Origin of the sequence: Faecalicatena orotica, assembly GCF_003149245.1 — a bacterium.
GTDB classification, from domain to species: domain Bacteria; phylum Bacillota; class Clostridia; order Lachnospirales; family Lachnospiraceae; genus Faecalicatena_A; species Faecalicatena_A orotica.
The window spans coordinates 622,808-634,446 of the sequence record NZ_QGDL01000001.1 but is presented as its reverse complement, the minus strand read 5'-3'; the positions used below and the strand labels follow the sequence as shown (position 1 = coordinate 634,446).

The following is an 11,639-nucleotide window of genomic DNA, read 5'->3' as shown; positions in this document are numbered from 1 at the left end:
GACGTAAATAAAGAGGAGACATACATGCTGAACTTTCATACAATATACCATCCTATAACGGCGCGTCCGTTTTTATCGGATTATACATATAAGGAATATCTCCCGGGGGAACCTTTGCGGCCATACATTGCCTGTTACTGGACTACAAACGAAGCAGGTACGGAGGGAACAATTAGGGAGAACCTTGCAAAGACGGCAGGAAGAGAAGTTCTGGTTATTCCGGACACGTGTGTGGATATCATACTTTCAGTCAACCATACGAAGCAGACGATGACTGGTATGCTGTGCGGGATTCAGGACTTACCTTTTACAACCGTGCAGGGAGGGGAAACAGACGTGGTAACTGTTTTTGCCATCCGGTTTCATTTCTGGGCGGTACATCTTTTCCTGAATCTGGAATTTCAGGAGACCCGGAATCTTCATCTTGATATGGATGATCTTGGAAAAGAGTGGAGGTCCCTTTTTGAGCCGTTTTTCTATCTGCTGACGGTGAAGGAAAGAATCGCACGGGTGGAGCAGTTCCTGTACCGTAAATTAGCAGATATGGAACTGAATTCCGATCTGTTTCAGGCGGTTCACAACATACTGGACAGTTCAGGCGGCGTGTCAGTCAGGGGACTCTGCGAATCCTGCTGCGTCAGTCCGCGGAAGCTGGAAAGGCTCTTCTTAGGGAAGATCGGGCTGCCTCCGAAAAAGGTTGCCACACTGGTGCGTTACCAGAATGTATGGCATAATCTGGTTACAGACCCTCAGTTCGACATACTGGATGCCGTATACCGGTACGGGTATACAGACCAGTCACACCTGCAAAAAGAGTTCAGGCGGTTCCACGGGACGTCGCCGGAGGAGGCGAGAAAGATCGCACAAAGCTGGAGATAAAAGGAAAATTCAATGTCGTTTTTTTACAATACAGAGTATAGATCGTATGATATGATCATATCTAAAAGACAAATGGAGGAAACGGCATTGAAAACACTTGATCAAAAGGCGTATCAGGAAGTACGCACATGGATGCATAGAAATGCAAGGGAGCTGGAACTGGCCCTGTGGAAATTTCATTTTGAGGGCGGGAGCAGAGAAGAGGTCGTTCAGGCGCTTGCCTGTTATCAGAATGAAGACGGGGGCTTTAGCAGTACCATAGAGCCTGATATTTGGAACCCGGAATCGGCACCGTATAGTGCGGTAGTAGTTACCGGTATCTTAAGAGGGATCGGTTTTTTGGATAATGAAGGGGCCGCACATCCTGTAGTACAGGGGATTCTGCGTTATCTTGACAGCGGTGTACATAGTGATGAAGCAGGGTGGCATTTTTCAGTACCGTCCAATGATTTATATGCGCATGCACCCTGGTGGAGTTACAGTGAGGAAAGCAACCGGGTGCAGGATTTAGGACTGACCGCAACACTGTGTGCCTTTGTACTCGGATATGCAGACAGGGATTCTGCGTTGTTCCAGAAAGCTGCGGGATATACAAAGCAGATTTTGGAAAAGGTATCGGATACAGAGGATTTAGGTGAAATGGGTGCCGGAGGTGTACTGGCCCTGTTGGGAGAGATTATGAGAACCGGCCTTGCAGACTCCTTTGAATGCGGCAGCCTGATGGAAAAGATGGCTGCGGCTGTGAATCAGAGGATAGAGAGAAATCCTGAGAAATGGGCCGGGTATACACCAAGACCGTCAGAATTCATCCCGTCCACTGAAAGTCCTTTCTATAAGGGAAATGAGGAGATCGTGGAAAAAGAACTGGATTATCTGGTGGAGACGAGGAATCCGGGCGGAGTCTGGAATATTACATGGAACTGGTTTAATTTGGGAGAAAAGTATGCGAAGGAATTCGCAATCAGTGAAAACTGGTGGATGGGTGTCAAAGCTATTGATATCATGTTGTTTTTACGGAATTTTGGAAGAATATCTGCCCCCGTTTAGGGGGCAGTTGTTACGATATAGCAATTAGCAGGGAACATAGTAAAGTTTCAGTATATTTTCCCCTTCGCACAAATGAAGATGATACGGTATGGCACAGACGAATTTCCAGCATGGGAGGCACCGGATATGGTCGTGTGCTGAGATGACTGAACAGGCAGCCACATCTGCAACGAGCAGGTCTGGGCAGATACGCTGTCCCGTACATTTATCCAGATACTCTACGGTATAATAAGCAGTGTCATCATGTACGATCACGGAGGCATTGTCGTAGAGATAAGTGTCTCCTGTTTCCAGCACCGCGAAATCAGAGACAGTACCCTCACTGCAGGAGGTTTTGTAGCCGGTCGTAAATTCGGCCGTACTCTGGGCGGGCACAGTGAAATTTTCAGCGATGATGAGACGGTCAGGGTTTGAACGGGCCTCTTCTATGGTCTGAACCCCTCTGACATCATACAGAAGCGGGAACACTGCATCAGAGTCCGTATAATTGTGTACTTCAAAACGGTAATAAACGGTCTGGCAGGCTGTGACGGAAATGGATTTATAGAATACATCATCCGTGGCAGTCCCGGTATATTTTTCAATCGTATAGTCTGCGTTACAGGATACTATAGGAGTAGGGAAGTGCAGTGTGCGCAGCGGATTATCATAAGTAAGCAGTGGAGAGTCGGCTGTCAGATGGTTTGGCTCAAGGAAGGACACGGCAGTTTCGGAATCCTTGTTTGTATGCAGGTGTGATCCGTGGGCCGCCCCTTTTGCACGGATATGATAGGTCAGCCGGATGTGGGTCCTGCTTTCCGGTGCAGCGGGAGCGTAGGGCAGGTCCCCAAGGTTTATGGTAATAATACCGTCCTGGACATTCTGGTCACTGATATCGGGCAGCAGGGCCGGTTTTTGATAGACAGTATACTCAGGGTCCGAGGGGTCCGTAATATTGGGGGCACTGACAGATTTTAATTTTAATGTATCCTGCGTTCCGAAGATTCGGAGTGAACCGGGAACATATTCGAAAAGTGCGGTGTTAATGGAATCAGTGACCGTAACCTGAAGACTTCCGGTAAGAATTAACAGATTACGTGCAAGGCGCTTCAGTTCTTCAATAATAGGATTCTGTGAGCTGTCTTCGGCGGCCTCATGCAGGTAGGAACCCGTAGTGGCAATTGTACGCAGAATATCCAGAACGTCCTCTCTTGTGTACGGCCCCGGGGACTGTGCATCAATTTCGATACCAAGGACAAACAGGGAAGCATTGCCGCCGGAAGGCGATTTGATTTCTACGGCAGTCTCATAGGCACGCTGCATGGCAAGCAGCAGTTCCTCATTGTTGGCAGAGCGGCTGGCAACCTCTGAAATCAGGTTTGGAACAGTCTGTTTAAGATAAAGGAAGTATTTCCATATCCCGCCCGGAATATCGGGGAGGAAATCACTGTCCGTACTTCCCGGTGCTGCATATATATCCGGATAACTGGGATTGACGGAACGGTTCGCCTGCCCGTCAGTGATCAGTATGACAGCCCGGCGCAGTATATCATCGGACTGTGCAAATCCCGGAGTTTTGAAAAGTGTACAGGCTTCGTTTAATCCAGCCTGTGTGTTTGTGTCTTCCCCATAAGGGATGGCCCAGATCAGATTTTCCAGTATCGTATTATTCTCATAGCCGGTGTCGTTCATGCTGTAAGGAAGCTGCTCTGAAGTAAGCGGGGCACCGGAGGCAACTGATTCTATAAGGTTTCCGTTGTATGCAGATGGATTCTGTGCATAGACCGTGCTGAGGTAACCCGCCAGCACTGTATCAGGCCGGGCAGAGCCATCTTCATTGTAAATGTCAGAATACTGGATTTTGTAATAGTTATAATAATTGTACAGGCTCAGATTGGCGCTGGCAGCTAATGGCTCAGACTGTGCCATATAGGCGGGGATATCTGTAGTCGAAACAAAAGAGCCGTTGCGGTATCCCAGAATCTGGCCAATATAGTTGCCGCTGGTGGTTGAACGGCGCCATGTGAAAAGTGTTCCCAGATAATTGTATGAGAGTCCGCCAAAGGGATTGGGAATGTAGGCATCCCGCGCATAGGGAACAATGGTGATGCGGGTTTCTTTGTTTTGTTCCCAGAGTAATTGGATAGTCTGGATAAGCGCCCGCTTTGCCAGTGCCATTTTCCTGCTTTTTCCCGACATCATACTGGCAGTGACGTCAAGTACAAAAACCACATCCAGAGAGTGGGGAGGATAATAAGAGTAGACAGGGGGACTGGCTTCGATATCTAGTGTGACAGTAGCAGAGCAGTCACCAATGGCCCCCTTTGAAATGCGCAGCAGGTCATGAAAGGTAAGGATGCCTCCGCTGCCTTTATCGTGTCCGGCATCATAAACGGATGTCAGTCCGGAGGTATTCCAGTAATCGGGATCAGACGGATCACCGGTTAAACGTATCATATCATAGCCTCCAATGGAGACGGGGTTTTGTTTACCAGGGCCCTGGTATGGGCATGGGATTTTTGTTTCAGGCATAAGATCTCCGATCCGCCGCCGTGAGGCGGCAAAATGCAGCTTGTTCTTAATTAGTATATGAATAACGATGAAATGGGTACTTGATTTGACAATCAGAAAGAAAAATGCTATGATGCAAGTAAGTACTTGCATAAGGGGGGGAAGGCAGCTATGCTTGATGAAACACAGCTTAAGATCATAGATGCGGCCATGTCATTGATTATGGAGCGCAGCTATCCCTCCACGACTACAAAGGACATTGCACTCCGTGCAGGGGTGAACGAATGCACGATATTCAGGAAGTTTAAGGGCAAGAAGGAGATCGTGCTTTCGGCCATGACACTGCCGGAATGGAATCCCTGTCTGAAGGAAGCAGATTTTAAGTATGAGGGCAGTCTGGAAAAGGACCTGCTGCATTTTGCAGAGGTATATATGAGAAAAGTGACGCCGCGCATGGTAAAGGTATCACTTGGGCTTCGCGTACCCGAGCTGTATCAGGATACATCGGAGGGAATTTTAAAAGTGCCCCAGCTGTTTAAGAATGTGCTGGTCAGGTATTTTCAGGAGATGAAGGCAGATGGAAAGCTTCCGGATGTGGATTGTGAGAGCCTTTCTATGATGTTTTTATCTATGAATTTCGGCTTCGTTTTTCTGGATGCATCCTTTGGAAAACAGCTTACGGAACTTGAGAAAGAGAAGTATATACGCGAAAGTGTGCATGTATTTGTACAGGGAATTTCGTAAAGCTAATGGTGCTTAAAAAGGCACCATTCTTTTATAATTACCATGCAAGTGAACACTTGCATAGAAAGGAGGGTATTATGGTTTATTTTGTAGCTGAAACTTATATTGACAGTCAAAAAGGAAGAGGGGAGTATGACGATTATATCCGTAGTGTAAGACCGATAGTAGAAAAGTATAAAGGGCGTTATCTGGTACGTACAGAAAAGATACAGCCTTTAACAGGTAAGTGGAAGCCAGAGAGATTTATTATCATCGAGTGGGACACGAGAGAACAGCTTGAATCCTGTTTCCAGTCAGAGGAATATAGAAAAATCGCAGTCAAAAGGGAGAATTCTGTAGATTCAAGAGCAATTATTATGGAGGGATAAGAGATGGAAGTATGCAGAAATGTACATCAGATCAGAGTTGATTTTCAGATTACAGAGACTGTGAAAAGATATGCATATGTATATCTGGTTACCGGTCAGTCATGCTGTCTGATTGATTCAGGAGTGGCAGGGAGTGAAAAGGTCATCGAAAGGTATATGAGAGATATCGGGCGTGATATGACAGAAATAAAAGCCGTTTTTCTGACACACGCACACCCGGACCATATTGGTGGGGCAGCCGCTGTTCAAAATAATTCCGGCTGTAAGGTGTATGCCTCAGAAGAGGCAAAAAGGTGGACAGAGGATATTGATTTACAATTTCAGGAGCGTCCGATCCCAGGTTTTTATACATTGGTAAATGAAGCTGTTTCTGTAGATGAAACCGTAAGGGATAATGACTGCATTTTTTTGGAAGATGGGATTACTTTTCAGGTTCTGGATTCAAAAGGACATTCCAATGGGTCTGTATCTTACCTATTGAAGGAAAAGGGGGTACTGTTCTGTGGAGATGCAATACCTGTACAGGATGAGTTTCCTATTTTTACAGAGTTGGACAAGAGCAGAAGTACGCTGGAGCGGCTGGGAAATCTCAGCGGTACCCGGTATTGTTGTCCGGCATGGGATCGTGTATACGGAGAGCAGGAATTTAGCCAGAAAGTATCTGCAGCAGAAACATTGCTGCGAAAATTAGAGGATTGCGTGCGGGATGTATATTGCAAATATCCGGAGATATCAGAGAAAGAATTGGCAGAAGCGGCAGGGAATCGAATGGGTTGGAAGGATATGGCGGTAAACCCCCTGTTTCTAAGAAGTATCAAAGCCTGTCTGGAATCAGAATAAAGGATGGCCTGCCGTTCATAAGCAGCGGCAGGCCATATATACATGTAGTGAGTTTTTCCAGAGGGTGAGATTTACTGAGACTTCATGTCAAAGTATCCGATCAGGACGGTCCACACATAGGCGCATGTCTTTGGAATCATGAGCATTCCAAGCGCAGGGATTGTGTCTGCAAACAGCACAACCGGAATGTAAAACGCAAAACTTAATACAATCGTCAGCCACATGAAGCGGAACGCATGGTCATGCTGTTCCTTTGCTGCTTTGTAGAACAGGACGATTACGAGGATTCCAAGCAGTGCAAACGGGATGTTCCGATAGATGCCCCAGCTTAGTGGTGCATCGGCGCTGGTCCATTTGTTTTGCGGGAACAGACAGAGAATGATACGGACGGCAGAAAGAAGGAAGACTGCCACAGTCACCTCTTTCTGATCCTTTACATGATAGCGCAGACGCCATACATAGTACAGTAGAATGTAAAAGACGGTCATTGTGACAGACGTGATCAGTTTTCCGACCCCGAGTGCAGCCGTATAGTGTTCGAGTCCCGCAGTACAAAGTGCGTAAGCCCGAGGCACGAGATGGAAAGCATCCCCGGCACCTAAAGTGACAGCCATAATGCCAAACAGGAGGTACTGTTTCCTCCCTGCACTTTTCCGGATCATCAGGATCCCCACAGTAATGACTGTGACCAGATATACAGCATCAAATAGTGTTTCCATAATAGCCTGCATTTTTTTCTTTTCCTTTCTTAATAAAATGATATCCGAACAGGACACCGGCTAATGTGAGGGCGGCGCCCAGTCCCGAGTAGAAGACTGCGATAAACACATCCGGGCAGATACCGGACACACGCAGACCTATCCCGAATGTCATCATAAATGCCATGATAAGGAATGACTTGACATCAAAAAACTTTAGGAAGAACTGTTTTTCTTCTTCATAGCTGACAATCCTGCTGGTGTGCTTTTTTACAAGCCTGCCAAAAACCATGAACCAGAAAACAAGGAATACAGTGGCAGAAATGAGAATATTTATAACGGTTACATGGCTCTGGTAAGAAATAATCCCGATACGCAGGATATTAAACCCGGCAGCTACCCATACAAGCGCAGCAAGCAGGAGCAGCTTTATCTTATTAATCTTCATAAAAACCTCCTTCACTGGATTCTATATTATATTCATAGATACAGCGTGCGGCAACCACCAAAAGGGGTTCACAGCACTTCTGGTTCTGGAGAAGCAGGGAAGTAAGCAGGGTAAAAATCATATCCACAAACTGCCCGGCACTCAGCTGGTCATCAAAAGCATCTTCCCGGACAAGAGGATCTGCTGCCAAAACATGCAGAAGGTTCTGTCTGATATGTGCAAAATACTTTTCCATCATCCTCCGGCCGCTGCTTTTATCCTCGGCGGCAAAACTGACGGAATGCAGTGTGAAAAATCCGGGATACTGCTCACATCCTTTTTGAATCCTTTCATAGAGCCAGGCAAGACAGTCTGTAAAATGTTCAAACTTCATGGACTCTCCGGACATATGGAAAATATCTTTCCAGACGTCTTCCACAGCCGCACTGATCAGGTCCGCCTTGGATGGAAAATAATTGTATATCGACCCGACAGCTACATTGCAGGCGGCGGCAACTGACCGCATACTGACAGAATCTATTCCTTTTTCCATTACAAGTTTCCGGCTCTCGGCCAGGATGGCCTCACGTGAAGTTACAATCGTATTCATACAGTGCACCTCCTTAATATGAACAATGTTCATTATAGTACTCTTATCCGGACTTGTCAAACAATAACATGATGCCAGGGTCAAAAGGTCATACAATGCATGCTCGCTGACCCCAACATCATAACATATAAAAAAGAAGGACTTCACGGAAATGAAATCCTTCTTTTTAATGACATCAGACGTAATCAAAGTCATCCGGCGCCTTGAACCATTTATTCCTGCCCAGATGCAGGATAAAGCATAAGCCTGCCATAATCAGATATCCCATCATGAACGGAGATTTCGGATAGATTCCGAGAGCGGCACTGTGAATGAATCCAAACAGTGAGAGCAAAGCTCCGACAAGTGCCGTGACTGCCACCCGGTTCAGCTGTTTATCGATAATGAAGGCCGTCATGGTTCCCAGTAAAATACCGATGATAATGGCCCCCGGTTTTACTGCCGCAACGCCGTTCCACATGACACCTGCATCGATCAGTGACTGGGAGACCTCCGGTGTATATCCTGCATATCCGATCGGAAGAGTCTCTGTCCAGATATCGGCAAGTCCGACTGCTCCTGTGATCTGTGTAAACAAATAGTCCGCAACCGGCGGAACCATTGCAATCCCGACAGCAGCGTAGTGCTTCTTGTCACAATCCTTGAAAGCCTGGCAGACCATGACGATCGCACACCAGAGATAGGTGATGGCACAGACAGCAGGTGGAACGAGGTTACTTAAGAAAGTAAAGAGTCCGAGCAGTCCGGCGAATCCAAGTACAAGGCCGGAAACGACGGAGTAGCCGATACCGGCTTTTGCTTTCTTCAGTCCGGCATGCCCGAGCCATACAGTATTCGGGACAACCCCGCCGAAGATGGCGGAAATCATGGTACAGATCCCATCGGCGAACTGTGCCTCGCGGACGTTGTAGTTATCGCCGGCTGCGTTGGCGGCTTCCACGTTGTCCATTGTTTCAATAAAGTTATATATTTCAATCGGAATCACGATTGTCAGGTAAGGCGCAACGACTGCGAATCCGCTCAGAAGATGCTGGATCCCATTTACCGGATTCGGGAAATAAAAGCCGATTCCGCTGAAGTCGATATGTGTTCTTCCAAGACAGAAAGCATAAACGATACCGCCCACGATTGCGACAACAAGCGGCGGGATCTTCTTCGGGAACAGGTAACCGCCGAATACACCGATCATAGCGACGATCAGGATTGGCATTCCGATCACAGGATCACTGAATACATCGAATACACCCTGTGTTGCCATCCAGATAAATCCGATTCCTGCTACGGTTCCAAGAAGGGCAGCCCTTGGGATACGCTTCTTCATCCAGGGCCCGATGACACCACCGCAGAATTCAACGGCGCCGCCGATGAAGCAGGCAGCAATCGCAGCGGACCATGCAAGGTACGGGTCTTCCAGCGCATAATGAAGGGGCATGATGACACCATAAAGCATAACGAACATTGCCGGGGTTGAAACTCCGGAAGGAAGTGCCGTCACATCCGGGCGGCCTTCCTTTTTGGAAAGTTTCAGTGCCATAAATGCATAATATAAGCCGCTGAGCATCAGCCCGATAGACATCCCCGGAATGACACGGCCATATACAATCTCATCCGGCCAGCCGAGAACGCCGGATAAGGTAGCGATAACAATCAGGTAGTTTACAATATTATTGGTGATGGAATAAGCCATTCCACCAAAATCACCTCTTTGAAACAAGGGCACGAGTGCCTTTTTTTCTCCCATCTCTCTAAGTATCCTCCATATTCCTCTTATGCCTCCACGGAGACAAATTCGAACTTCGTTACATCAAATAATCCCATATCTGTCAGTTTCAGTTCAGGTATGACAGCTAGTGACATGAAGCAGAGTGTCATGACAGGCTCTACTTCTGAGCAGATTCCAAGCTTTTCATAAGCAGCATCGTGAATCAGGGTCAGCTTTTTGTCAACCCATTCGCCGCTCTGGTCACTCATCAGGCCGCCTAACGGCATCGGCATGGATTCGATGACTTCGCCGTCTTTTACAAGAATAATTCCGCCGTTCTGTGCAATAAGCTGTTCGACCGCGTACACCATATCCTCGTCCGATACACCTACAACAATGATATTGTGCGAATCATGGGCAACAGATAATGCAACAGCGCCTTCTTTTAGCCCGTAGCCTCTCAGAAGCGCCGGAGCTACATTTCCTGTTTCCTGATGGCGCTCGACTACGGCAACTTTTACGATATCCACGTCAGGATTTCTGACAAAGTCGCCGGACTCGTCCAGCTGTACATCCGCGATCCCTTTTCCGGTCACAACTCCGCCCGGAAGGATATCGATGACATGGACATGGCCTGATTTTAGGTGCATCTTTAATTTGTCTTTTGAAAAATCTTTTACATGAAAACTTCCTTTGACCGGCGTGATGTCACACTTCTCGACCGGAAGCAGGTACTCGCCGTCCTGGGCAGCCAGCTTTCCTTCGATCCAGACTTTTTTCACATGAAAGTCCTTCAGGTTGTCAAGCAGGACAATGTCTGCGCGCAGGCCGGGTGCGATTGCGCCCCTGTCATACAGGCGGAAGCATTCGGCGGCATTTAAGCTTGCCATGCGGATTGCCGTGATTGCATCCACACCTTCTTCCACACAGATACTCAAATGGTTGTCAAGATGTCCCAGCTCGAGAATGGTCTTTGGCTGGCGGTCATCGGAACAGAGCAGGCAGCGCCTGCTGTTCATCGGGGTGAGTCCTTTGAGCAGCGGCCGCAGATTGTGGCATGCCGAGCCCTGTCTTAAGAGCACGTACAATCCGCGGGATATACGGTCTGTCATTTCTTCCACGGTGGAGCATTCGTGGTCCGTATGCACGAGAGCGGCTGCATAGGCATTCAGGTCATTTCCGGAGATTCCCGGGCTGTGTCCGTCGATCAGCTTGCCGGTTTCCTTTGCGGTCATGATCTTATCAAGGTCACTTTCACTTCCGCCGATGAGTCCCGGATAGTTCATATATTCGCCAAGGCCAAGGACTCTTTCGTCCCGGATAGGCTCTTTCATTGCTTCCGCGTCTATATTTGCTCCTGAATGCTCGAACGGAGTTGCAGGCACACAGGAAGGAAGCATGTATTTGATATCCAGGGCAGTCTGTTCGGAGGCTTCAAGCATATAGTTCATCCCGCGTATCCCGCATACATTTACAATCTCGTGAGGGTCGGCGATAATTGTCGTACCGCCGTGGGGCACAAGAAGGCGTCCGATTTCTTCCGGACTTACATAAGAAGATTCGATGTGGATATGGCTGTCAATAAATCCGGGTGCGGCATATTTTCCTTCTGCGTCGATGACTTTTTTTCCTTCATATTTACCGACACCTGCAATCAAACCGTCACACAGGGCGATATCCCCATCAACGATTCCGCCGTTATAAACATCCACAACTTTACAGTTTTTAATTACCGTATCTGCCGGCATTCTCCCGGAAGCTACCTCAATCAGTTTCTTCAGACTTTCTTTACTCATGTTGCTCATAAAAAATCCCTCCTTATATATTGCTTGTA

At 47.5% G+C, this 11,639-nt stretch carries 11 protein-coding genes; 5 read left to right on the top strand and 6 right to left on the bottom strand.

All coding sequences use genetic code 11. From position 1 onward, the window contains the following. The first annotated feature begins 24 nt into the window (after nt 1-24). Both A8806_RS02740 and A8806_RS02735 read left to right on the top strand, forming a co-directional pair. The gene (locus A8806_RS02740) at nt 25-879 is read left to right on the top strand and encodes a helix-turn-helix domain-containing protein (protein ID WP_109729613.1); all 855 of its coding nucleotides are present in this window, start codon (nt 25-27) and stop codon (nt 877-879) included. Nucleotides 880-966: 87 nt separating this feature from the next. Next, on the top strand, nt 967-1,926 hold the full coding sequence (locus A8806_RS02735; RefSeq protein ID WP_109729852.1) for a hypothetical protein: 960 nt from the start codon (nt 967-969) through the stop codon (nt 1,924-1,926). A 24-nt stretch (nt 1,927-1,950) separates the two neighbouring features. Here the strand turns inward: A8806_RS02735 and A8806_RS02730 are convergent, their stop codons facing one another. Continuing rightward, the gene (locus A8806_RS02730) at nt 1,951-4,362 is read right to left on the bottom strand and encodes a vWA domain-containing protein (RefSeq protein ID WP_109729612.1); all 2,412 of its coding nucleotides are present in this window, start codon (nt 4,360-4,362) and stop codon (nt 1,951-1,953) included. A 225-nt stretch (nt 4,363-4,587) separates the two neighbouring features. On the opposite strand from A8806_RS02730, the gene A8806_RS02725 reads away from it, so the two are divergent. The 3 genes from A8806_RS02725 (at nt 4,588) to A8806_RS02715 (ending at nt 6,368) form a co-directional block, all read left to right on the top strand. Next, a complete protein-coding gene (locus A8806_RS02725; protein ID WP_109729611.1) occupies nt 4,588-5,160 on the top strand; it encodes a TetR/AcrR family transcriptional regulator in 573 nt (190 codons plus the stop codon). Nucleotides 5,161-5,237: 77 nt separating this feature from the next. Next, nucleotides 5,238-5,528, top strand: coding sequence for a DUF1330 domain-containing protein (locus tag A8806_RS02720; protein ID WP_109729610.1), 291 nt, complete (start codon nt 5,238-5,240; stop codon nt 5,526-5,528). Nucleotides 5,529-5,531: 3 nt separating this feature from the next. After that, a complete protein-coding gene (locus tag A8806_RS02715) occupies nt 5,532-6,368 on the top strand; it encodes an MBL fold metallo-hydrolase (RefSeq protein WP_109729609.1) in 837 nt (278 codons plus the stop codon). A gap of 71 nt (nt 6,369-6,439) precedes the next feature. Here A8806_RS02715 and A8806_RS02710 read toward each other — a convergent pair whose 3' ends face one another. The 5 genes from A8806_RS02710 to ade form a co-directional block, all read right to left on the bottom strand. After that, the gene (locus tag A8806_RS02710) at nt 6,440-7,099 is read right to left on the bottom strand and encodes a hypothetical protein (RefSeq protein ID WP_109729608.1); all 660 of its coding nucleotides are present in this window, start codon (nt 7,097-7,099) and stop codon (nt 6,440-6,442) included. Then, complete coding sequence (locus tag A8806_RS02705; RefSeq protein WP_109729607.1) at nt 7,071-7,514, bottom strand: hypothetical protein; 444 nt, start codon at nt 7,512-7,514, stop codon at nt 7,071-7,073. The genes A8806_RS02710 and A8806_RS02705 overlap by 29 nt, the downstream gene beginning before the upstream one ends. Further along, a complete protein-coding gene (locus tag A8806_RS02700) occupies nt 7,504-8,103 on the bottom strand; it encodes a TetR/AcrR family transcriptional regulator (protein ID WP_109729851.1) in 600 nt (199 codons plus the stop codon). The genes A8806_RS02705 and A8806_RS02700 overlap by 11 nt, the downstream gene beginning before the upstream one ends. 175 nt (nt 8,104-8,278) lie before the next feature. Further along, entirely contained in the window at nt 8,279-9,844 is a 1,566-nt protein-coding gene (locus A8806_RS02695) for a xanthine/uracil/vitamin C permease (RefSeq protein ID WP_109729606.1), read from the bottom strand. 26 nt (nt 9,845-9,870) lie between these two features. After that, on the bottom strand, nt 9,871-11,601 hold the full coding sequence (gene ade / locus A8806_RS02690) for an adenine deaminase (RefSeq protein WP_109729850.1): 1,731 nt from the start codon (nt 11,599-11,601) through the stop codon (nt 9,871-9,873). Nucleotides 11,602-11,639: the final 38 nt, after the last annotated feature.